The sequence below is a fragment of the Kitasatospora purpeofusca genome, from assembly GCF_034043715.1.
In the GTDB taxonomy this organism is placed as follows: domain Bacteria; phylum Actinomycetota; class Actinomycetes; order Streptomycetales; family Streptomycetaceae; genus Kitasatospora; species Kitasatospora purpeofusca_A.
In genome coordinates this window covers 80,843-103,375 of the sequence record NZ_JAXCLC010000013.1, presented here as the reverse complement: position 1 = coordinate 103,375, position 22,533 = coordinate 80,843, and the positions used below count along the sequence as shown (strand labels likewise).

At 73.5% G+C, this 22,533-nt stretch carries 16 protein-coding genes, 1 tRNA gene and 2 pseudogenes; 5 read left to right on the top strand and 14 right to left on the bottom strand.

The genetic code is table 11. The features are described 5' to 3' along the window. Positions 1 to 58: 58 nt before the first annotated feature. The 3 genes and pseudogenes from SM793_RS09870 to SM793_RS36365 form a co-directional block, all read left to right on the top strand. The gene (locus SM793_RS09870; protein ID WP_320437699.1) at positions 59 to 3,226 is read left to right on the top strand and encodes an Ig-like domain-containing protein; all 3,168 of its coding nucleotides are present in this window, start codon (positions 59 to 61) and stop codon (positions 3,224 to 3,226) included. A 185-nt stretch (positions 3,227 to 3,411) separates the two neighbouring features. Continuing rightward, positions 3,412 to 4,734, top strand: coding sequence for an SPFH domain-containing protein (locus SM793_RS09865; RefSeq protein ID WP_320437698.1), 1,323 nt, complete (start codon positions 3,412 to 3,414; stop codon positions 4,732 to 4,734). Continuing rightward, positions 4,731 to 5,795 (top strand): annotated as a pseudogene (locus SM793_RS36365) (C40 family peptidase); the annotation flags it as partial. The gene SM793_RS09865 and the pseudogene SM793_RS36365, both read left to right, overlap by 4 nt. A gap of 69 nt (positions 5,796 to 5,864) precedes the next feature. On the opposite strand, the gene SM793_RS09860 reads toward SM793_RS36365, so the two are convergent. Then, complete coding sequence (locus tag SM793_RS09860) at positions 5,865 to 6,830, bottom strand: aldo/keto reductase (protein ID WP_320437697.1); 966 nt, start codon at positions 6,828 to 6,830, stop codon at positions 5,865 to 5,867. A 143-nt stretch (positions 6,831 to 6,973) separates the two neighbouring features. On the opposite strand from SM793_RS09860, the gene SM793_RS09855 reads away from it, so the two are divergent. Continuing rightward, the gene (locus tag SM793_RS09855; RefSeq protein WP_320437696.1) at positions 6,974 to 7,168 is read left to right on the top strand and encodes a hypothetical protein; all 195 of its coding nucleotides are present in this window, start codon (positions 6,974 to 6,976) and stop codon (positions 7,166 to 7,168) included. A 54-nt stretch (positions 7,169 to 7,222) separates the two neighbouring features. On the opposite strand, the gene SM793_RS09850 is transcribed toward SM793_RS09855, so the two are convergent. The 8 genes and pseudogenes from SM793_RS09850 to SM793_RS09815 form a co-directional block, all read right to left on the bottom strand. Further along, complete coding sequence (locus SM793_RS09850) at positions 7,223 to 8,341, bottom strand: endo alpha-1,4 polygalactosaminidase (protein WP_320437695.1); 1,119 nt, start codon at positions 8,339 to 8,341, stop codon at positions 7,223 to 7,225. 21 nt (positions 8,342 to 8,362) lie between these two features. Then, positions 8,363 to 9,067, bottom strand: a complete 705-nt coding sequence (locus tag SM793_RS09845; RefSeq protein ID WP_320437694.1) for a spherulation-specific family 4 protein — start codon at positions 9,065 to 9,067, stop codon at positions 8,363 to 8,365. Then, positions 9,064 to 9,999, bottom strand: coding sequence for an NAD(P)-dependent oxidoreductase (locus SM793_RS09840; protein ID WP_320437693.1), 936 nt, complete (start codon positions 9,997 to 9,999; stop codon positions 9,064 to 9,066). Before SM793_RS09840 ends, SM793_RS09845 begins: the two co-directional genes overlap by 4 nt. 164 nt (positions 10,000 to 10,163) lie before the next feature. Then, positions 10,164 to 10,865, bottom strand: a pseudogene (locus SM793_RS09835) (nucleotidyltransferase family protein); the annotation flags it as partial. 79 nt (positions 10,866 to 10,944) lie between these two features. After that, positions 10,945 to 11,937, bottom strand: a complete 993-nt coding sequence (locus SM793_RS09830) for an SDR family NAD(P)-dependent oxidoreductase (RefSeq protein WP_320437692.1) — start codon at positions 11,935 to 11,937, stop codon at positions 10,945 to 10,947. Between the two features lie 247 nt (positions 11,938 to 12,184). Then, positions 12,185 to 13,699 (bottom strand): hypothetical protein, encoded by a 1,515-nt coding sequence (locus SM793_RS09825; protein ID WP_320437691.1) that lies wholly within the window; start codon positions 13,697 to 13,699, stop codon positions 12,185 to 12,187. A 52-nt stretch (positions 13,700 to 13,751) separates the two neighbouring features. Continuing rightward, the gene (gene pelF, locus SM793_RS09820; RefSeq protein WP_320437690.1) at positions 13,752 to 15,257 is read right to left on the bottom strand and encodes a GT4 family glycosyltransferase PelF; all 1,506 of its coding nucleotides are present in this window, start codon (positions 15,255 to 15,257) and stop codon (positions 13,752 to 13,754) included. 103 nt (positions 15,258 to 15,360) lie between these two features. Further along, on the bottom strand, positions 15,361 to 17,745 hold the full coding sequence (locus SM793_RS09815) for a hypothetical protein (RefSeq protein ID WP_320437689.1): 2,385 nt from the start codon (positions 17,743 to 17,745) through the stop codon (positions 15,361 to 15,363). A gap of 409 nt (positions 17,746 to 18,154) precedes the next feature. On the opposite strand from SM793_RS09815, the gene SM793_RS09810 reads away from it, so the two are divergent. Further along, positions 18,155 to 19,081, top strand: a complete 927-nt coding sequence (locus SM793_RS09810) for a tyrosine-protein phosphatase (RefSeq protein WP_320437688.1) — start codon at positions 18,155 to 18,157, stop codon at positions 19,079 to 19,081. A 46-nt stretch (positions 19,082 to 19,127) separates the two neighbouring features. Here SM793_RS09810 and SM793_RS09805 read toward each other — a convergent pair whose 3' ends face one another. From SM793_RS09805 to SM793_RS09785, 5 genes are all read right to left on the bottom strand, one after another. Next, entirely contained in the window at positions 19,128 to 20,048 is a 921-nt protein-coding gene (locus SM793_RS09805; RefSeq protein ID WP_320437687.1) for an RNA polymerase sigma factor SigF, read from the bottom strand. A 176-nt stretch (positions 20,049 to 20,224) separates the two neighbouring features. Continuing rightward, positions 20,225 to 21,094 carry an RNA polymerase sigma factor SigF gene (locus SM793_RS09800; RefSeq protein ID WP_413815908.1) on the bottom strand — a complete coding sequence of 290 codons (870 nt, stop codon included), beginning with the start codon at positions 21,092 to 21,094 and terminating at the stop codon, positions 20,225 to 20,227. A gap of 312 nt (positions 21,095 to 21,406) precedes the next feature. After that, positions 21,407 to 21,700, bottom strand: coding sequence for a Dabb family protein (locus tag SM793_RS09795; RefSeq protein ID WP_320437686.1), 294 nt, complete (start codon positions 21,698 to 21,700; stop codon positions 21,407 to 21,409). A 60-nt stretch (positions 21,701 to 21,760) separates the two neighbouring features. Continuing rightward, entirely contained in the window at positions 21,761 to 21,901 is a 141-nt protein-coding gene (locus SM793_RS09790) for a hypothetical protein (RefSeq protein WP_320437731.1), read from the bottom strand. Positions 21,902 to 22,424: 523 nt separating this feature from the next. Then, positions 22,425 to 22,514: transfer RNA gene (locus SM793_RS09785), tRNA-Ser, on the bottom strand. Positions 22,515 to 22,533 lie beyond the last annotated feature (19 nt).

Genomic DNA, 22,533 nt, shown 5'->3' with positions numbered 1-22,533 from the left:
TGTGTCCAGACTGCCCGGTCACCCAGGCCGCCCGGCAGCCGATGTGAAGGAGAGCCGGATGAACCGACAGTTCCCGGCTGCGGCCGGTGCCGCCGCGGTCCTGGCGGCCGGGCTGCTGATCGGCTGGAACCCGCCGCCCTCGGCCGCCCAGCAGTCCCCCGGGAGCTGGACCGCCGAACGCGGTGCGGTGCTGCCCTCCGGGCTCTCCGTCCAACTGGAGTTCTCCGCCGACCCCGGGATGACGGTCACCGCCGGTCCAGGGAAATTGGCGGACCGCGCCGGCGGCGGCCGTTCCCGCACGCTCTACGCCGACGGGCTCCGGCCCGGAGATCCCGCGCAGTCCTTCCGGATCTCCGACGACCGTCCGCAGACGGACGGTTCCTGGCGCACCGTCGGAACGCTTCGGCTGACATTCTCCCGGGCCGTCCGCAATCCCCGGCTGCACCTCAGCGGACTCGCCGGAATCACCACCGGGAAATCCGGTTCCACCGGCACCGCGACCAGGCTCACCCTGACCGGCGGCTCACCGGCCGCCCCCACCCTGGTCAACCGCACCGACTGGCCCGGCTGGACGGTCGACGGCAACACGCTCGCCCCCGCCCGGGCCGACGGCGGCGCCGACGGCGACCCCGGGTCCGCCGCCGAGGGCAGCCTGGAGCTGGCCGGCACCTTCCGCACGGCGGTCTTCCGGGTCGAGCGGCGCTCGACCGCCCGGGCCGGCTCCACGACCGCCCCGGCCCCGCTCACCCAGGCCTACACGGTCACCCTCGACGAGGGGGTCGGCACCGCGCCGCAGGGCTACGGCAACGCCTCCCACCTGCTCTCCGACCTCTACCTGGGCGGTGACGCCGCCACCCAGGGCGCCAAGGCCGACGGGCGGCCCGGCTGGCTGTTCCGGCGGCCCGACGCCGGTCGGGCGGACGGCGCGGTGGACGGTGGCACCGGCGGGGAGGGACCCACCGGCGGGGCGGGACCCACCGGCGGCGCGGAGGACGGCGGGGCCAATCCGCCACCGCCGAAGCTCCAGCCGGGCCGGGGCGAGTACCAGGGCGCCGACCCGGCCGTCGGTTACCCCGCCGAGGCGGCGATCGGCCACGCCTACCGGCTCACCCTCCCGGTCGCCGTCGGCGACTCGGCCGCGACCCTGGCCGGCTGGGTCGACTTCGACCGCAACGGCCGCTTCGACGCCACCGAGCGGGTGCAGACCGAGATCGCCCCCGGCGAGCACAGCGCCTCGCTGGAGTGGACCGTCCCCGCCGGCGCGGCCTCCGGCGAGACCTGGGCCCGGCTGCGGATCGGCCGCGACGCCGCCCAACTGGTGCCGCCCGGCGGCTTCGCCGACTCCGGGCAGGTCTCGGACCAGCGGATCCGGCTGACCGTCGGGGCCGCCCGCCCGGAGATCGCCGAACCGGTCGACGGCACCACCCTTGCCGAGGCCCGCCCCCGGATCTCCGGCGAGGGCGCGGTGGCCGGCGCCACGGTCGAGATCCGTGAGGGCGACACCGCGCTCTGCCGGACCCGGGTCGCCCGGGGCGGCGACTGGTCCTGCCGCCCGGACTCGGCGCTGGCCCCGGGCCGGCACAGCCTCACCCCGGTGGAGACCACCGGCGGTGGCGTGGTGCTGCGCGGCGAGCCGGTGCGGATCACCGTCAAGACCGCGCCCCCGGGCACGCCGGTGCTCACCCTGCCCGAGTTCACCAACGACCCGGGGCTGCAACTGGCCGGCACCGGCGAGCCGGGCAGCACCGTGACCGTGGTCGACCGGTCGGCCGGACCGCGAGAGGCGGCCGGCGGGGGCGGCGGCTCCAGCGGTCAGGGGACCGACCTGTGCAGCACGGGTGTCCGGCCCGACGGCGGCTGGTCCTGTCTGCCGGTGGAGAACCTGGCGGACGGTCGGCACCGGCTCACGCCCACCGCCGCCGACCTCGCCGGGAACCGGACTCCGGGTCAGGCGGTCGAGCTGGTCGTCGACACCGTGCCACCGGACCGGCCGGTGCTCACCGCGCCGACCGCCGGGGAGACCCTCCGGGGCGCCCGGCCCCGGCTCGCCGGAAGGGCCGAACCCGGGGCCCAGGTACTCGTCACCGCGCGGCCTGAGCGTGCCGCCGAGACCGCGCGGATCGTCGCGTGCGGGACGACGGCGGCCGTCGACGGCGGCTGGGCGTGCACGGCGAACCGTGATCTGCCGGAGGGGGAGCAGTGGCTGGTCGTCACCGCGACCGATCCGGCGGGGAACGGGACGGCGGCGGAGGCCGTGGCGGTCACTGTCGCCACGGCGGGCGGGGCGGTCACGCCGACGCCGACGGCGGGGGCGGGGGCGACGCCGGACGTCGCTCCCACGGTGGCTCCTTCGGTGACTCCCACGGTGACTCCTTCGGCGACTCCGGCTCCGACGGTGAGCGCTGCACCGACGCCGGTTCCGACGCCCACGGTGGTGCCCACAGGGGCGCCCACGGCGGGGACGGTCGTGCCGTCGTCCTCGTCCTCGCCCTCGGCCGAGCCGACGACATCCGCGCGCCCCACGCCCGCGCTCTCCCCGTCCCCGACGGCCTCGCCCTCGGTACCGGCACCGCCGACCCCGCCGGTGCCGTCCACCCCGTCCCCGTCCGTCCCGTCGACGCCGTCCACCCCGTCGACCCCGTCCAGTCCGTCGGTCCCGTCCCCGACCGTCGTCGAGCCGGTCCTCGATCCCGTCCCGTCGGGGCTGCTGCCGATCGTCGTCCCGCCGGTGGCGGCGGTCCTGCCGTCGCCGACCGCAGCTCCGACGACGGGGGCTCCGGTCACCGGCGGTCCGTCCCCGGCTGTGTCCTCGACCGCTGCCGCCCCGGTTTCGCCCACCCCGGCCCCGACGTCCCCGAGCCCTGCCCACACCATCACATCCGCGCCCATGCCCACTTCCACGCCTGCTTCCACGCCCACTTCCACCGCCACCCCGAGCCCGACTGCGACGGCCGCCGCCGCCCCGACCGAGGCGGATCCGGATCCGGCGGACGTCTCCGCCCCGGACCGCGACCGGTCGGACCGGGGTCGGGGCCCGGCTGCCCCGCCCGAGCGCGGACAGCAGCGGGCGGCCGACCCGGTGGACCTCTCGTCGCCGGTGGCCGCCGACCGGCAGCGGTCGGACGCCTGGCGCGGCGCGATCGCCGGGATCCTGCTGGTGCTCACCGGGGTCGGGCTGATCACCCGTCGGGTGCTTGCCCGGGGACCCGGGGCCCGGCGCCGCTGAACCGCTCCCACCATCCGCTCATGTGCCTGCGCGTCAGCTTCGGCTACGGATGATTCGTCAGTAAATGTCGACACACATAAGCTCAAATGTCGCATTTGATGATGTATGAACTTAGCCTGACTCTGGCACTGCCCGTCAGATCCGGGCCGCCCGTTGCGCGACACACTGAACCTGAGGATCCGTGCATGGACGTCACCCGCGATTCTTCGCAGCGACCCGACCACCTGCCCAAAGCACTTCCCCCCGCACTGCCGGAACGTTCCGCCTCCGGCTCCAGCCCGCTCGCCAAGGTGTTGCGGACGTCCGGGACCGCTGCCGGACCGGCCGACAGCGGTCCGCCGACCACTCCGCTCACGGTCCTCCCCGGGCGCGCCGGCTCCTCCGCCGATCCGCGGGATCCGTTGGAGGCGGGGGAGACGGCCGCCCGGACGGTTCGGGTGGCGCCGCTGCCCCCGTTCCCGGTCGCGGACCCGTTCCCGGTCACGGACCCGGAGGCGGTCCCGGCCGGGATGCCGGCCGCCGCCACCTCGCGCCGGCCGCCGCGCGCCGACCAGGCGCTCCGCGAGCGGAACGCGGCCGGGCTGCCCGGCTGGGTCGCGCTGCTGGCGCTGCTGCTCGGCACTGCCGCCGTCCTGCTGGTGCTGCTGCGCGACGGAGTCGTCCCGCACTGGGACGCGCTGCCCGATCTGCGTGCGGACGCCGCCCGCGCCAGTGGCCGGGCCGAGGTGACCGCCCGTTCGGTGGCCGCCGTGGCCGCCGCCGGGCTGCTCGTCGTGCTCGCGCTCGCCGGACTGCTGGCCAACGCCGGTGGCGAGACCCGGGTGCTCACCCGCTGGGGCCGCTACCGGGGCACCGTCCGCCGCACCGGCCTGGTCTGGGTGAACCCGCTGCTGCGCCGTCGCCGGGTGGACGTCCGGCTGCGGCACTGGCGCAGCGAGCCGGCCAAGGTGGTCGACCGCACCGGCACGCCGATCGTGGTCCGGCTGCTGATCGTGTGGCGGGTCAAGGACACCGCCCGCGCGGTGCTGGCGATCGAGGACCACGAGGGCTATCTGCGGGAGCAGGTCCAGGCGGTGCTCACCCGGACCGCCTCCGTCCTGCCCTGCGACAGCAACGCGGCCCCCGGGCCGGCACTGCGCGACGGCCAGTGGTTCGCCGACGAGCTGACCCGGGCGCTGGCCGCCGAGGTCGCCCCGGCCGGACTGGAGGTCTACTCGGCGCAGCCGCTGGCGCTGGACTACGCGCCGGAGGTGGCCGAGTCGATGCGCCGGCGCCGGATGGCCGATCTGGACGCGGGCCTGCGCACGGTGCTGGTGGACGACGCGGTGGAGGCGGCGGCGCTCGCCGTGCGCCGACTGGAGCGCGCCACCGCGCACGAGCTGGACGAGGCCGCCCGGAGCGCGCTGATGGAGCACCTGCTGGTCGCCTTCGTCGCCCCGGCCGGAGTGGCCGCCTCGGTACCGCCCCCGGCCGCCCGGGTCGGGCGGAAGGAAGGACGACCGGCATGAGGATAGCCAGCGGCACGGACGTCGGCCTCGCGTTCGTTGACGGGACCGCCGACGGACTCGACACGTTCGACACGTTCGACGAGTTCGCCGAGTTCGACGCGCGCCAGGGCTTCGCGGGCCTCGACGCCCCCGACGGTTTCGAGGAACGCCTCGGCGGTGGTCCCGCGGTCGCGGGCTGCGGTTGCCCGCACTGCGCGGCCCGGCCGCGCACCGCCCGCCCGGCGCGGCCGTCCGGGGGCGGCCGAATACACCGGGCGGTGCGCACCGCCTGTCTGGCCACCACCGTGCTGGCCGGCGCCGGGGTGGTCGGGCTGACCACCGGTGCCGGAGCCGCGCAGGCGGCGCCGGGCAAGCAGGGCTGGGACGGGTCCAAGTACTGGTTCAAGAACGCCCGGGGCGAGTGGCGCTGGACCGGCCACTACAGCGTGTACGCGAAGGCCGTGGGCGGCTCCGGCGCCTCCTCCACAACCGGTTCCTCGCCCACAACCGGTGTCCCGCCCACAACCGGCTCCACCGCTTCGACCGTCTCCACCGGCTCCACCGCCTCCACCACGCGGCCGGCCGCTTCCGAAGCAGCAGTCCGGTCCGTCGGACCACGCCAGGGCTGGGACGGTTCCAGGTACTGGTTCAAGAACGCCCGGGGCGAGTGGCGCTGGACCAGCCACTACGACATCTACCTCGACCGCACCGGCCGACCGGACGGCGGGACGCCGGCCCCGGACCGGGGGCCCTCCTCCGACCGGGCGGAGTCGGTGATCGGCTACGCGCTGGCCCAGCTCGGCAAGCCCTATGTGTGGGGCGGCGACGGCCCCTCCGGCTACGACTGCTCGGGGTTGGTGCAGCAGGCCTTCCGGCGGGCGGGCGTCGAGCTGCCGCGGGTGGCCGACGACCAGTACGCGGCGACCACTCCGATCACCCAGGACCGGCTGCGTCGGGGCGACCTGCTGTTCTGGTCGGACAGCGGCCGGGCCTCGGGGATCCACCATGTGGGGATCTACCTGGGTGGCGGGACGTTCGTCGAGGCTCCCCGGCCGGGGAAGACCGTCCGGGTGTCGACGATCAGCAGCGGCTTCCGGCCGACCCACTTCGGCCGGCCGTGCCGGGTGATGCGTCGGGTGACGGGCCGGGGGTCAGGCGGAGGCGTCGTCCAGCAGCGCGGTCTGCGCCGGGGTGAGCTCCAGCGCGGCGGCGGCCAGCAGCGGCGGGAGCTGGTCGACGGTGCGGGCGCTGGCGATCGGGGCGGCGACGGTCGGCCGGGCGGCGAGCCAGGCCAGGGCGACGGTGGCGAGTTCCACCTCCTGCTCGGCGGCCACGGTGTCGAGCGCCTCCAGGACCTTGGGGCCGCGCGGGCCGTCCAGGTAGCGGCCGGCCCCCTCGGCGCGGGCGCTGGTCACCGAGGTGCCGCCCGGGCGGTACTTGCCGGTGAGGAAACCGGAGGCCAGCGCGTAGTAGGGGACGGTGGCGAGGCCGTGCGCGGCGACCACCTCGGCCAGCGGTCCCTCGAAGGTGCCGCGGGAGACCAGGTTGTAGTGCGGCTGGACGGCCACGTACTTGGCCAGGCCCTCGCGCTCGGCGAAGGCCAGGGCCTCGGCGAGCCGGTCGGCGCCGATGTTGGAGGCGGCGACGGCGCGCACCTTGCCCTCGCGCACCAACTCGTCCAGGGCGGTGACGAACTCCTCCACCGGGGTGTCGTCGTCCTGGTGGGTGTAGTAGAGGTCGATGTGGTCGACGCCGAGGCGGCGCAGCGAGCCCTCGGCGGAGGACTTGATGGTGGCCGCGCCCAGCCCGCGCGCCTCGGGATGCAGCCCGACCTTCGTGGCGACCACGACGGAGTCGCGGTTGCCGCGGCTGCGCAGCCACTTCCCGATGATCCTCTCGGACTCGCCGCCGGTATTGCCCGGGACCCAGGAGGAGTAGGTGTCGGCGGTGTCCACGAAGTTGCCGCCGGCCGCCGTGTAGGCGTCGAGGACGGCGAAGGACTCGGCCTCGTCGGCCGTCCAGCCGAAGACGTTGCCGCCAAGGGAGAGCGGGAACACCGAGAGCTCGGAGTCGCCGAGCTGCGCGTAACGGGGGGCGTCGCTGCGGGAATCGGTCATGGTCCGAGTCAACCCGATCGGTGGGGCGGGCATTCCGGGGTCGTCGCGGTCTTCACATGCTTGTCGCACAGTCGCACAGTCGCACAGTCGTAGTGCGGAGACCGGGTGTCGGGGCGGTCCGCGGATTCGTTAGAGTCCCTGCCATGGCTGACAACGACTACGACCCCGCCGGCAGCACCCAGATGTTCCGGGCCTTCGTCGAGGAGACCCCGGCACCCCAGGCGCCGGGCTCCGTCAACACCTACGGCACCGGCGGCAGCCGCACGGGCATGATCGCGGCGATCGCCGTGGCCGTGCTCGTGGCGGTGGGCGCCGTCGTCTGGCTGGCGGTCAAGTAACCCTCCTGGGTGGACGCCTGGCGGGCCGGTGGCCCCGCGGCCCCCGTCCCCGCGTCAGCAGGGCTTCCGCCAGGCGTCCAGTTCGAGCTTCTTCTGCATCGAGCTGAAGCCCAGGGCCTTGGTCTTGGCGCAGAACCGGTCCGTGCCGAGCTTGTACTCGACATGGAACACCGCCTTGCCCGCCTGGACGAAGGGCGAGAGCCGGCCGCACTCGTCGAACTGCGCGCACTCCTCGTTCACCGCGAAGTCGAAGTCGCCCAGCAGGGCGGGGACCTGCTCCAGGTCGTTCTTCAGGCCGATCGCCAGGCCGCGTTCGTGGGCGAGCGTGGCGAGCATGCGGTTGTAGCGGAGCTGGTCGTCCGCGGTCAGCGGGAAGCCGCTCTGCTGGTTGTAGGCCTCGATGGTGTCGGGTTCGACGGCGTCGAAGCCCTTCTGCCGGCACATGTCGAAGCGGGCCGCCATCAGCGGTTTCAGCTGGTCGAGCTTGCGGATGTCGAACCACTTCTCGCCCTTCCAGCCGTTGCCCGCGCCCTGGAGGGCCTGGGTGAAGGCGGCGGCGTCGGGGCGGAAGTCCTCCCAGGAACCGGCGTTGATGTAGCAGATCACCTTGCGGCCCTTGGCGTGCAGCGCGGCGACCACCGAGGCGTCCGTCTCGAAGCCGTCGATGTCGTAGACCGGGACGTCGACGGACTGGTCCACGCCGCCGCCGAGTTGCCACTGCCAGGCGAGGCCGGGGGCGGGTTGCCAACGGGCTCCGGCGGGGCCGGCGGGCGTACCGGGAGTGCCCGGGGTGCCCGGGGTGCCGGGTCCGGTCGGGGTGCCGGGCGTGACCGGGCGGCCCGAAGTGCCGGGCGTGCCAGGCGTACCAGGAGCACTGGGAGTACCGGGGGTTCCCGGGACGGAAGGCGTGCCCGGGGTGCCGGGCGGGACCGAGGGCGTGCCGGGGGCCGGGGCCGTCGGCGAGCCCGCGTCGGCGGGGGAGGACGGGGCGTCCGGGGTGCCGGGAGTGCCCGGGACGGGGGCGGCGGTGGCCGCCGGGGGCTGCGCGCCGGTGGCGTCGTCCGAGGGGTCGTCCTCGTCCTCCGAACCCGAGCTGCTGCACGAGGTCGCCAGCAGGGCGACGGCGGTGGCGAGGGCGAGGGCGGCGGCCAGGGGCCGGGTGCGGCGGGTCACGGTGCTCGAACTCCGGTGGGGTCAGGTGGGTTCGGTGACGGGCCGACCGACGGTCAGCTCGTGCGGCAGGGTGCGCCAGGGGTTGTCCCCGGTGCCCGGAACGGCGCAGCCGACGCCGGCCCGGCGGGCGGCGATCAGCGCGGTCGCCTCCCCGGAGCGTTCGACGGGTACGTCGTAGACCAGGTGGCAGAACCGGGCGGCGGCGTGCCGGCCGGTCCACAGCGGCAGGGCCAGCCCCTGGTACGCCGTCCAGTCGCCCTCGAAGGTGACCAGCAGGTCGGCCAGGCCGACCTCGGCGTACCCGGGGTCCGGGTGGTCCCCGTGGCCGAACACGACCGTGGCGCAGCCGGCGGCGCGGGCCGCGGTGGCGAGGCGCCGGTAGTGCGGCAGCGCGCCGGGCGCGGTCGACACCTGGTCGAGGTAGACGCCGGTGATGCCGTGCCGCTGGCGGTAGGTCAGGACATCCTGCACCACGGCGGCGTGCGGCCGTCGGCCGTAGTCGGTGTCGGCGTAGCCGAGCAGTGGCAGGCCGGCCCTGCGGAGCTCCTCCGCGGCCTCGGCGAACACGTGGTCGGGGTCGCCCGGCCCGTCGGCGAGGTTGAGCACGACGGCGGCGATCCGCCCGGGGTCGGCGGCGGCGACCGCCTGCCAGGCCGCCGGGTCCACCGCGGGGTGGACGTACAGCGGCACCAGCAGGCGGCCGTCGTGGTGGCTCCCGCCCGTCATGCGGTGGCCGGCGGTTCGGTGGCCGACGGGTCGGCGGCCTGCGGTTCGGTGGAGAGCCAGAGGTCGCGCAGGGTCTCGTCGAGCCCGGTCTCCGGGTGCCAGCCGAGTGCCCGGGCGGCGGCCGACACGTCGGCCTGCTGCCAGGAGACGGCGGCGGAGCGCTCGGAGCCGGCGCCGCTCTCGTCGATCCGGCCGGTGAAGCCGGCCGCCGTGACCAGGCCGTCGGCGATCGCCCGGACCGGCCGGGCCTGCCCGGAGGCCAGGTTGAGCAGCCGCGGCAGCGGACCCTCGGCGGCCACCGCGAGGGCGACCGCGCGGGCGATGTCCCGGGCGTCGACGAAGTCGCGGTGGGCCGAGAGGTCCCCGACCCGCACCACCCCGCCGGTGCCCTCCGGGGCGGCCCGGCGCAGCTCGGCGGCGAGCCGGCCGGGCAGCGAACCGGCGGGGGCGCCGGGGCCGACCGGGTTGAACACCCGGAGCACCACGGCGTCCAGCGGCGAGCCGGCCACCGCGAGGGAGCCGGCCAGCTTGGTGGCGCCGTAGACGCCGACCGGGCGGGCGTCGGCGTCCTCGGCGAGCGAGCTGCCGGGGGCGCAGACGCCGTACTCGCCGGCCGAGCCGATGTGCACCAGCCGGGCCTTCGGGGCGCCCCGTTCGAGCGCCTCGCAGAGCACGGCCGGGCCGCGGGCGTTGACCTCGGCGAGCTTGACGGCGCTGCCGGCCACCGCACCCGCGAAGTTGACCACCGCGTCCGGTGCGTGCGCGGCCAGCTCCTCGCCGAGCGGTCCGGCCTGGGCGGTGGCCAGGTCGAGCCGCAGGTCGTGGTCGGGCCGCCGCCCGGCGGTCAGCACGGTGGCACCCGGCAGGGACCGCAGGGCGGTGGCGGCGTGGCGGCCGAGGAAGCCGTCGGCGCCGAGCAGCAGGATCCTCACGCGGCCCGCCCGTCGTTCTCGGGGCCGGTCGGCACCACCGCGGCCGGCTGCCCGTCGGCGGCGTCGGTGGCGGTGCGGGCGGCGGGGACGGGCCGGTCCTGGTCGTTCGGCACCGCGTACAGGCCCTCGCCCGCGGCGGGGCCGGGGACGACCGGCCCGTCCGGCAGCAGCAGCGAGCGGTTGAGCGAGAACTCGGCGTTGGCCCGGTCGTAGTCGTCCGGGCGGCCGATGTCGAGCCAGTAGCCGTCGAACTCGTAGGCGGACGGCGGGGTCCTGGCGGCCAGCAGGTCCAGCACCAGCTCGTCGAAGCCCAGCGGCAGACCCGGGGTGTACTTGGCGAGCGCGGCACGGGAGACGCCGTACACGCCCATCGAGACCCGGTAGTCGATGCTCGGCTTCTCCTGGAAGCCGGTGATGGAACCGCCCTCGGAGGTCAGCACGCCGAAGTCGATCTTCACCTGGCGGGCGTAGGTGGCGATGGTGAGCGGGGCCCCGGACGACTCGTGGTGCTTGAGCACCCCGGCGAAGTCCAGGTCGGTGAGGACGTCGCCGTTCATCACCAGGAAGTTGTCCGGCAGCCGGTCCTGCATGGTGAGCAGCGGACCGAGGGTGCCGAGCGGGCTGTCCTCGACCGCGTAGCCGACCCGCAGCCCCCACTGGGAGCCGTTGCCGACGTAGGCGCGGATGATGTGGCCGAGGTGGCCGATGGCCAGGGTGACGGTCTGGAAGCCCGCGGCGGCGAGCTGGCGCATCACGATCTCCAGGATCGCGTGCTGGTCGCCGATCGGGACGAGCGGCTTGGGAAGCGCGGTGGTGTAGGGGCGGAGTCGAACGCCCTTACCGCCGGCCAGGATCACTGCGTGCATGGTGGTTCCCCCACGGAAGTCGATGCGACAATGCGACAAGGGGCCTTCGGCGTTGGAGCGGCCGGAAGGCGGGGCCGGGTCAGACGTTGTAGATGTCGGTCTTGTAGCGGGCCAGGTTCGACGGGTCGCGGAAGAACTCGATGGTCTGCTCCAGGCCCTCCTCCAGGGAGTACTGCGGGGTCCAGCCGGTGGCGGTGCGCAGCCGGGTGGCGTCGGCGACCAGGCGCATGACCTCGGAGTTGGTCGGGCGGATGCGCTGCTCGTCCTCCTTGACCGTGACGTCGACGCCCATCAGCTTGCCGACCAGCGTGACCAGGTCGCCGACCGAGATCTCGCCGCCGGTGCCGGCGTTGAAGGTCCGGCCGACGACGGACTCGGCGGGGGCGGTGCCGACGGTGCGGAAGGCCAGCGCGGTGTCCTTGACGAACATGAAGTCACGGGTCGGGCGCAGGTCGCCGAGGGTGATCTCGGTCTCGCCGGCCGCGAGCTGGGCGATCACGGTCGGGATGACGGCGCGCATCGACTGGCGCGGGCCGAAGGTGTTGAACGGGCGCAGGGTGACGACCGGGGTCTCGAAGCTGGCGTGGTAGCTGTCGGCCAGCCGGTCGCCGCCGGCCTTGGAGGCGGCGTACGGGGACTGGGTGTTGATCGGGTGGTCCTCGGAGATCGGCACGGTCTGGGCGGTGCCGTAGGTCTCGCTGGTCGAGGTGTGCACCAGGCGGGGGATGTCGAGGTGGCGCACGGCCTCCAGGACGTTCAGGGTGCCGGTGACGTTGGTCTCGATGTACGAGTGCGGGGCCTGGTAGGAGTACGGGATCGCGATCAGGGCGGCCAGGTGGTAGACCGCCTCGGTGCCCTTCACCAGGCCGTTCACGGAGCCGGGGTCGCGGACGTCGCCGAGGACGATCTCGACGGAGTCCAGCACCTCCTTGGAGAGGGTCTCCAGCCAGCCGAAGGACGAGAACGAGTTGTACTGGACCATCGCGCGGACATGGTGCCCGTCGGCGACCAGTGCCTCGACGAGGTGGGAGCCGATGAAGCCCTCGGCTCCGGTGACGGCGACGCTGCTCATGGTGATTCGCTTCCTGTGTCTTCGGGGACGTGTACTGCACGGACCGGCCGGGTGCGGTGACGGTGTGGTGACCCGGCCGGAGGTGGTTCGGACGGTGCTGGTTCGGTGAGTGCTGGTGCTGGCGGTGCTGGTTCGGTGAGTGCTGGTGCTGGCGGTGCTGGTTCGGTGAGTGCTGGTGCTGGTGTTGGTGCTGGTGCGGGCGGTGCTGGTTCCGTGGTGCGCTGTTCAGCTGTGCAGCGGTGCCGGTTCAGCGGTGCTTGGTGGTGCGGCCGAGCACGGGCCCGGCGGTGGCGGTGAGGACGGCCGCCGCGGCCCCGCAGCCGATCAGCTGCAGGACGGTCGGGTCCGCACCGGTCAGCAGTCCGGCGCACTCGGCGCCCGCGGCTGCCAGACAGATGAGGGCGGTGCTCCAGCTGAGCCCGAAGGCGTTCAGCAGCAGCGCCAGCCAGAGCGAGCCGCCCAGCAGCAGCAGCGCGCCGAGCTCCGGGACGCCCAGCGCCGGGGCGCCGGGCCAGAGCACGGTGGCGGCGGCGTCGAGGGCGGCCACGGTGGTGAGGTAGATGAAGAGGCAGCCGAGCAGCACACCGCCGGTGCGGCGGGCGAACTCGACCGGGGTGTGACTGGTGCGCAGCGCGGCCACGGCCATCGCCCGGTAGCGGAAGAGCAGCCACTCGGCGAGCCCGAGGCTCAGCGTCAGGGCGATCATGGCCGGCCCCGTCGGGCTGGTCGAGACGCCCTCGGCGCTGCCGGTGCGCACCGCCTGGTGGACGGTGACACCGAGTCCGGCGATCAGGGTCAGGGTGCCGACGGCGAGGCCGAACAGCAGGTGCGGGACCTCCTTGGACAGCGGCAGCCGCAGCGGCACCGGCTCGGCCTCGCCGCGTCGGCAGCGCAGCAGCTCCCGGGTGGCGAGCCAGACCGCCAGCCCGAGCGAGGCCAGCAGCACCGCGGTGCGGACGATCTGCGGCACGTCGACGGCGAGTACCACCCCCGCTCCGACGGCCGACGGTGCCAGCGCCAGCAGCAGGAACTTCTCCCGGCCGAGCACCAGCAGCACGGTGGCCGCCGCGAGGTAGCCGGACTGCCCGGCGGCGAAGCACAGTGAGCCCAGCGGGCCGCCGACCACGTAGCCGGCGACGGCCGCGGTCAGCGCGCCGAGCGGCGCCCCGATCGCCAGACAGGTCGCGGCCGAACGCCGCCGCCCCCGGCCGAGCCAGGCGTAGGAGCGGTGGGCCAGGGCCTGGTTCCAGGACCAGCTGACCAGGGTCGCGACGGACAGCGCGAGCATGCCCGAGGGCAGCCCGAAGCGCATCCGGTCGGCGGCGAAGAGGTTGGCGCCGAGCAGGTAGCCGAGGCCGGGCAGGGCGAACACCAGGCCGCGCACGACGCACCGCCAGGGGTCGGCCCGCCAGGGGTTGGCGAACTCGGCACTCGGTCCGGGGTAGCGGCGCTCGACCCGTTCGAACAGCTCCTCGGCGAGGGTGAACGAATCGGGGCGGCCGTACAGCAGGGCCGCCTGCTCGTCGGAGAGGCCGTCGGACTCGAGGATGGCCGCGATCTCGTAGGGGTGGACCGCGTCCGCGCAGATCTCGCGCAACCGGTCGGCCAGTTCGTCCAGCGGGTCGGCGGAGAGGTCGAGCTGCTCCGGCACCGGCGGGCGCTGGGCCGGCAGGGTCGGGCGGCGCCGCTTGAGCGGCAGTACCCGCAGCTGGACGGTCTCGTCGACCGCCTCGTCGGGAACGAGCCGCAGGGGGCCGCTCATGCGGTCACCTCGCGGTATGCGCGCCCGCCGATGATGATCTCGCCGCGCTCGCTCATGCGGTCACCTCGCTGCGCTCCTGCTCGGCCGCCTGCTCCCAGTCCGGGTCCGGGGCGCCGTCGGTGACGGCGACCACGCCCTCGGGGAGCCAGCGGGCGGTGCCCAGCAGCTCGGTGTAGATGCCGCGGAAGCCGTCGATGTTCTGGCGGAGCGTGAACTGGTCGATCACCCGCAGCCGGGCCTGCTCGCCGAGCCGGGCCCGGCGCTCCGCGTCGCGCAGCAGCTCGATCGCGGCCGCGGCCATCGGCTCGGGCTCGCGCGGGGGGACGACCAGGCCGGTGTCGCCGACCGCCTCGCGCACACCGCCGACATCGGTCGAGACGGTGGCGCGGCCGCAGGACATCGCTTCGATCAGGGTGAACGGGAAGCCCTCGCTGATCGAGGAGAGCATCACCACGTTCCCGGCCGCGTACGCGTCGGTGATGTCCGCGACCCGGCCCTCGAAGACCACGGAGTCCCCGGTGCCGAGTTCGGCGGCCAGCGCCTCGCACTTCTCGCGGTACGCCTCGCCGCCCTTGGGCGTGCCACCGAACAGCCGCAGCCGGGCGTCGGGTATCTCGCGCCGCACGATCGCGAACGCGCGTATCAGCGTCTCGAGGTCCTTGATCGGGTCGACCCGGCCGGCCCAGCTGAGCGTCGGGGTCTCCGGCTCGGGCCCGGCGGGCGGGAAGGCCGCCGGGTCGACGCCGTTGTACACGGTGCGGATGTGCGTGGAGGGCGTGCCGCCGCGCTCCTCCCAGCGCCGGTTGTACCGGTTGCCGGGGGTGACCAGCGCGGCCCGCCGGTAGCTCTCCTCGGCGAGCATCCGGTAGAAGCCGAGCAGCAGCGCCTTGACCGGCCAGCGGTACGGGCCGGTGCGGTAGCCGAGGTAGCGCTCGCGCAGGTAGATGCCGTGCTCGGTCAGCAGAAACGGTACGCCGTACTGCTGCGAGGCGATCAGGCCCGGCAGGGTGGCGAGGCCGCCGCTGGCGGCGTGCGCCACACCGTCGCGCGGCGGCTCGACCGAGAGCGGCCGCAGGGCGTGCTCCAGCAGGTCGGTGGCGTTCAGCGCGTCGTGCATGGTGGGCCGGGAGGCCGCGGTGGAGAGGTAGTCGCGGGTCCACACGTGCTGCAGGGTGCGCAGCGCGCGCTCGCTGCGCAGCGCCGGGCTGAGCAGCCCGCGCCGGGCGAGGTCGGCGAAGCCGTACAGCTCGGTGCCGAAGTGAGTGGTGTAGACCGGGTCCAGGATGGAGTGCAGAAAGCGCTCGTACGCGTTCAGGAAGCGGCGCATCTCCTTGCCGCGCGGTGCCTTGGCCTCCGAGGCCGGGCCCCACAGCGGGGCCATGGTGACCGACCGCACGTTGGCGGGCAGCTCCCAGGCCAGTGGTTCGTGACCGGTACCGGTGACGGCGATGATGTCGAACTCGACGTCCGGCATGCCCTGTACGAGTTGGTCGCACCAGACACTCACGCCGCCGTGCTGGTGCGGGTACGTCCCCTCGGTGAGCAGGGTGACGCGCATCTCTGTCCCCCCTCCTGTTCTGCCTCAAGCGCCCGGCCGAGTCGGCCGGTGGGTGGTGCCGGTGGCGGGCCGGGGGAGCCGACCCGCCACCGGGTTCACCTGTCTAGCGGGTGCCGGACGTACCGGCGGTCTTCTTGACGGGTTCGGCCTTCCCCCCGGAGGCCTTGCCGTGCTGTGCGGTGTCGCCCTTGCCGGCGGCCTTCCCGGTGGTACCGGTCGCCTTACCAGCAGTGGTACCAGCAGCGGCGTTCTTGCCCGCCACCGGGGCCCCACTACCGGGGACGAGGGTCGGCGCGTCGGTGCGGTCGGTGTCGCCCGGACCGGCCGGGACGGCGTCCGCGGTGCCCTGCGGGACGACCTTGGTGTCGGCCGGCGCCGGGGCCGCGACGGACTTGGCCGCGACCGACGGGCTGATGCCGGCCGGGGCGGCCGGGACGGCCGCCGCGGGCAGCTGGAGCTGGACCGCGCTCTGCAGCTGGCCGGGCTTGACCCAGCCGGACAGCGAGCCCGCGTAGGCGGTGCCGAACGCGGCGGTGCCGATGGCGAGCTGCTGGACCGTGCCGGTCGGCATGGTGGCCTGGACCTGGACGCCGGACGGGGCGCTGACCCGGACCGCGTTGCCGACGCGGTAGGCGGTGACCTGGCCGGCGGTGACGGCGCTGTTCCAGGCCGCGCGGCGCTGGAACTCCAGGCCGAGGTCCTTCTGCGCCAGGTTCACGACCGGCGTGTTGTCGGCGTGCAGCGAGCGGTAGGTCGAGAGGACCTTCTCCAGCACCGGGTAGACGATCCGGTCCTCGGACAGGTTCGACTGGTGGATGAAGTGCGGCCGCGGGTCGTTGTTCAGCACGTGGCCGAGGTCGATCCGGGCCTCCAGCGGCACGATGTACGACTGGTAGCCGGTGTTCACGTCGAGCGGGGCCGGCAGGCAGGTGGAGTTGGCGTTGTTCTCGCAGACGCCGCTGCCACCGTTGGCCACGCTGGTGTAGATCCAGTTGTACTCGTCCGTCTCCTCCTTCGCCGTGGCGGCGTTGTAGAAGACGTTCATCGGGTAGCGCGGGACGGTCAGCGCCGCGCCGACGGCCCGCTGGGCGGGCTCGCGGGAGGCGTCGCTGGCGGTCCACTTGACCCCGTTGGCGGCCAGCGACGGCGCCAGGTACGGGTTGTCGCTGGTCTCCTGCGGCGCGGTCAGCAGACCGGAGTGCTCGCCGGTGACGAGCTCGGCCTTGTCCAGGGCCAGACCCCGGGCGGCCGCCCAGTCGAGGTTGTTCTTGATCTGGGAGGTGATGGTGGCCTGGTCGACCCAGACGGTGCTGCCCGCGGCGTTCTTGGTGCACTTCCACGGGACCACCGTGACGTCCTGGAGGCAGCCCAGGTACGGGTGGGTGTAGGTGTGGTTGACCCACCGGTAGCTGCTCTGGTCGGCGACCATCCGGTCGACCACCGGGTCGGTGGTCGTCTCGTGGTCGGCCTTCCAGTCCTCGCTGCCGCCGCCGTTGAACACCATGTCCATGGTGAAGTTGTTGGCGGTCTGCCACTGCTTGGCGAACTCCGCGTCGGCGACCGTCATCCGGATCGGGTTGGCGGTCTCCGGGGTGCCGGGCGGGCAGGTGACGTCACCGGGGGTGCACTTCAGCACGGTGTCCCAGCGGTCGTCGGCCAGGAAGACGTCGTCGACGTGGGCCGCGAAGTAGTTGCGGTCGTAGCCGAGGTGGACGCCCTGGGTGATCCAGTCCACGATGCCGCGGGCCAGCAGCCGGTACTGCTGCTGGTACTGGTTGTAGACGAAGGTGACGACCAGTTCCTTGCGGCCGTCGTGGGCGTACTCGCCGACCAGCGAGCCCTTGGCGGTGCTGCCCGGTATCGGCAGCTCGACCAGCGGGGTGAAGCTGGAGCCGGCGGGCAGGTCGGTCCGCGGGGTGGCCAGGTAGCCGTAGCTCTCGGAGATGGCCGGGTCGTTGTCCTCGAAGGGTATGGTGCCCTTGAGGTACCCGAACGATCCGCCCAGGCCGGAGGCGGTGACCTGGCCCTGGAAGCCGTCCAGGGTACCCATGTAACCCGGGTCGACCGCCCAGTTCAGGCCGACGTCGGGACGGGCGTAGGTGTAGGCGTCGACCTGACGGACACCGAACGCCGCCTCGTACGCGGCGATCGCGGCCATCTCGGCGGAGCCGGCCGTGAACGGGTTGTCGTTGGGCAGGACGATGCCCTGGTACTTGCCGCGCGGCTGGCCGTTCAGCGTGTCGCTGAGGAAGGCCGTGTCGATCACCGGGCGGCCGGCGTCGTTGAGATCGACGAGCTTGTATGGGGTGCCCTGGCTTTTGAGCTCGGCCGCGATCGCGGCCGTGGCCGGACCGCCGTCGCTGATCAGGAGGACGGTGAGGTCGATCCGGGGCGTGGTGGTGGCGGCGTGCGCGAGGGACGACTGCAGGCCACCGGCCAGCAGAACGGCTGCCGCGCAGGCGGCAACTCTTCGGGTCGCTCGACCCATGTTGACTTTCCTCCCCTGGGCAGGGCGCTCCGCTGCTCGCGTTCACCTGCCCTGTAGCTGTTCGAGGGCAGCAGGCTGCCCGCGCCCATCCTGGAGGAACTTGCGTTCCTGGCGGGACCGAATGGGCAGGAGTGCAGCGAATCTGTTACCAACGTTCATGGTCGGGCCATGAGCGCGCTGATTGTGGCCGAAACGGCACCCGCTGCGCAAATAATCAATTAAAAATTAAAATCCGGAACCTAGCGTTACCGCTGCTCACCGATCGTGCGACCCGATGATGAGCCGGACCCTACACTGGCCGCGACGCCCCTGACACTGTTGCACATACTGTCGTTTCAGTGGGCAGGTTCATGCAATATCGCTTCGGTTGTGCCATGTCACAGTACGAATATCCAATGGGGGGCGCAGGGTGACCGATCAGCCGACCGAGGTCGCCGATTTCCCGGCCGCCCGCAGCCTGGGCCTGTTCGGCGCCGTCAACGCCCGCGATCTCGGCGGCTACCGCACGGCCGAGGGGCTGGTGCTCCGGGCCGGTGTCGCGCTGCGCGGTGACGGCCTCAACCGCCTGACCGACGAGGACCTCGGGCGGCTGTCCGGGCTGGGTCTGCGCCGGATCGTCGACCTGCGCAGTCCGGACGAGGTCCACGAGGCCGGTCCGGACCGGACGGCCGACGGCATGACCCTGCATCATCTCCCGGTGTTCGCCGTGGATTTCGACATCCACGCGACGCTGCGCGCGGCGCTGGCCGAACGGGATCCGGCCGGGCAGCACGCCCTGCTCGGGGACGGCCGGGCCGGGGCGATGATGACCGGCCTCTACCGGTGGTTCGTCACCGATTCCATTGCCCGCGAACAATTCGCCCGGGTGCTGAGGCTCTTGGCCGAACCGGGTGCCTCGCCGCTGCTGTTCCACTGCTCGGCCGGAAAGGACCGGACGGGGTGGACGGCGGCGGTGCTGCTGACCGCGCTGGGCGTGGACCGGGAAACGGTGTTCACGGATTACCTGCTCACCAACGAGCGTTCCGCCGCCATGGTCGGGACCGTGCTGGAGACCCTGCGGGACCGCGGTCTGATGAGCGAGCCGGAGCTGCTGCTCCCGGTCCTCCGGGCCGAGCGGCACTACCTGGAGGCGGCCTTCGATGAGGTCGGGGCCGGCTGGCCGGACTTCGGCGCCTTCTGGGCGGACGGCCTCGGCCTGGACGAGGGCGTGCTGGCGGGCCTGCGGGCCAATCTGCTGGAGCCCGGGGGCCCGTCGGACCTCGCGGCTCCGGGGAGCGCGAGCGCCCTGCGGACGGCCGCGGAGCCGCCGCTGGGCGCCGGGTCGCCGGGGGTCTGAGCCGCCCGGCCCACTGCCCGGCCCGCCGTCCGGCGCACTGCCCGGCTCACCCCTCGGCGGTCAGGCCCGCGCGCAGCTGGGTGAGGGTCTTGGTGAGCAGCCGGGAGACGTGCATCTGCGAGATGCCGATCTCCTCGCCGATCTGGGACTGGGTCAGATTGCCGAAGAACCGCAGCATGATGATCCGGCGCTCGCGCGGCGGCAGCTTGGCCAGCAGCGGTTTCAGCGACTCCCGGTACTCCACGCCCTCCAGTGCGAGGTCCTCGTACCCGAGCCGGTCGGCCAGCGGGCCCTCGCCGTCCTCGTCGCTCGGGCTGGAGTCCAGCGAGCTGGCCGTGTAGGCGTTCCCGACCGCCAGGCCCTCCACCACGTCCTCCTCGCTGACGCCGAGGCAGGCGGCCAGCTCGGCGACGGTCGGGGAGCGGTCGAGTCGCTGGGCCAGCTCGTCGCCGGCCTTGGTGAGCGCCAGCCGCAGCTCCTGGAGCCGCCGGGGCACCCGCACCGACCAGCTGGTGTCGCGGAAGAAGCGCTTGATCTCGCCGACCACCGTCGGCATCGCGAAGGTCGGGAACTCGACCCCGCGCTCCGGGTCGAAGCGGTCGATCGCCTTGATCAGGCCGATCGTGCCGACCTGGACGATGTCCTCCATCGGCTCGTTGCGGCTGCGGAACCGCGCCGAGGCGTAGCGGACCAGCGGCAGGTTGAGCTCGATGAGGGTGTCACGGACGTAGGTGTGCTCGGTGCTGCCCGGCTCGAGGGCGCCCAGCCGCAGGAACAGCGAGCGGGAGAGCGTCCGGGTGTCGAGCCCCGAGCCCGGTGCGGCCGCGGCGTCCGGCGCGGCTCCGGGCGCTGTCCCGACGTCCGGCGCTGTCCCGGGGTCCGGCGCGGCCCCGGCCCGCTGGAGCGGGATCTGCGCGGCGGAGGCCGCTTCAGCGTGGATCTCCGCAGTGCCCAGGTCTCCGGACATGCACCCACCCCCTCGTGACTGACGGTCCAACGGGTGCCGCCGGGGGAACGTTCCCGTGCTCCCGGCCGGCCCTCTTGCCCCCTCCATACCGGCTCACGATCCCCGGCAAACCCGAACGTCGCAAGATGTCACACGGTGGTGACGCCGCGTCGTCGGGCCGTGACGCGGCGGCCCGGTCAGTCGTCCCAGGAGTTGCCGGTCCTGAGCCTGGTCAGGATCCGGGACAGCAGCCGCGAGACGTGCATCTGGGACATCCCCAGCTCGGTGCTGATCTGCGACTGCGTCAGGTTGGCGAAGAAGCGCAGCATGACGATCCGTCGCTCCCGTTCGGGCAGCTGCACCAGCAGGTGGCGGACCATGTCCCGGTGCTCGACGTCGGCCAGTGCGGAGTCCTCGTAGCCGAGCCGGTCGAGCAGCGCCAGGCCGCCCTCGTGCTCCTGGGCGGCCTCCAGGGAGGCCGCGTTGTAGGCCCGGCCGGCGTCCAGGCAGGCCCGGACGTCCTCCTCGGGGATGCGCAGGCTGGCGGCGATCTCCGGCACCTTGGGAGTCCGGCCGTGGACCACGGTGAGCTCCTCCATCGCCCCGCTGACCTGCACCCACAGCTCCTGGAGCCGGCGCGGGACGTGCATGGTGCGGACGTTGTCGCGGAAGTAGCGCTTGATCTCGCCGAGGATGGTCGGCAGCGCGTAGGTCGGGAACTGCACGCCGCGGCCGGGGTCGAAGCGGTCGATGGCGTTGATCAGCCCGATGGTGCCGACCTGGACGACGTCCTCCATCGGCTCGCTCCGGCTGCGGAAGCGGGTGGCGGCGTACCGGACCAGCGGGATGTTGACCTCGATCAGCGCGGCCCGGACCCGTTCCCGCTCGGGGGCGTCGGGAGGCAGCTCGGCCAGCCGCTCGAAGAGCACCCGGGTGAGGGTCCGGACGTCGACGGTGGGACGTCCGCCGGGGCCGCGCAGGCCGTCCGGGCGGAGCTCTCCGGCCGGACTGATCACGGTGGCCAGCACCTCGTCGTCCGGTGCGCTCCCTGGTGTCCGCACGGACACGTCACCCCTCCCAATGTTGACAACGGTGGGACCTGCGGACCGGGTGCCCTGTCTTGTTCATCACCTCAGCATGTCCGGCAAAACCGGTCATAGCATCACAAGGCGGGCGCATGTCGGGCAAGTACCGCGTGGAGGTGTGTTGGTGCGGCGCCCGGTGCGGGGCGGTCCCGCCGGAGGGCGGGCCGGAGGGCGGGCCGGAGATCGTTCCGGGACAGAGCAAGGCGCCCCGCCCGGGTTCCGGGCGGGGCGCCGCGGGCCGTCCGGGGGAACCGCCGGCCGGGGCCGGGGCGTCCGGAGGAGGGTCCGCCGGGGTCAGACCTCGATGTCGGCGATCACCCAGGTGGCGAACTCGCGCCACTGGGAGGCCGCGGCCTGATGGGCCGGGTGGGTGAGGTACGCCTGGAGGGCCTCGCGGTCCTCGACCAGGCTGTTGATGGCGTAGTCGTGGGCGATGTCGCGGTCGGTGGTGTTCCAGCCGCACTCCCACTCGCGCAGCTCGGGGACGACCGGGCCGAGCTCGGCGAAGGCCCTGGCGCCGGCGAGCGCGCGCTCGTCGTCCTTGCTGACGCCTTCGTTGAGCTTGAACAGGACCAGGTGGCGGATCACGGTGCCGCTCCTCGCGGACGGGGTCGGATGTCGGGCCCACCGTAGCCGGTGGGTCCCGGACTACTTCACCAGGCCGGTCATGAACGTGCCGACCGCCTTGGCGGCGTTGGAGATGCCTTCGAAGCCCAACTGCACCAGCTCGGCCGCGCGGGCCGGCGAGGTGATGATCGTGTAGAGCACGAAGATGAGCAGGAGGACCATTCCGATCTTCCTCGCCTGCGCCATCCGGTGACCTTCCTCCCAGCTGTGGACCGCCGCCGTTCGGTCCCCGAGCGGCCCGTGCAACGGGCAGCTTATCCACCCGGACGGTCCATCAAGTGTGTGACGCGTTCACCCGGCGGGACGAAGGTCCCCGCGACAGGGGTCTTTCTCCGGGTGCCGGGGTCCGGCGCGGAAGGCAGGATGGTTGATGTACCGAGGATCTGGCAGGACTCACCGGTACATGGATCCGGAGCCCCCGCTGTGGGACCGGGCGCCGCGACTTCCCCCCGACGCGGCTCCCGGTTGTGGGACTCCGCCCGGGGGAGCGGTCAGTCCCCCCGAGCCGCTCCCCCCTTCCAGGCTCCGTACTCGACAGGCGTTGGTGGTCATCGGCCGACGGGTACGGAGCCCTTTTTCATGCCCGGGCGCGGGCCCGGGTTCGCGGCCGGGCGCTCCGGCCCGTCTCCGGTGCGCGGGAACGCCGAGAGCCCGTCCGGATCTCCGGACGGGCTCTCGGTCTGGCTGGCGGTAGCGGTGGGATTCGAACCCACGGTGAAGTTGCCCCCACACACGCTTTCGAGGCGTGCTCCTTTGGCCGCTCGGACACGCTACCGAGGGGAACTCTACCGGAC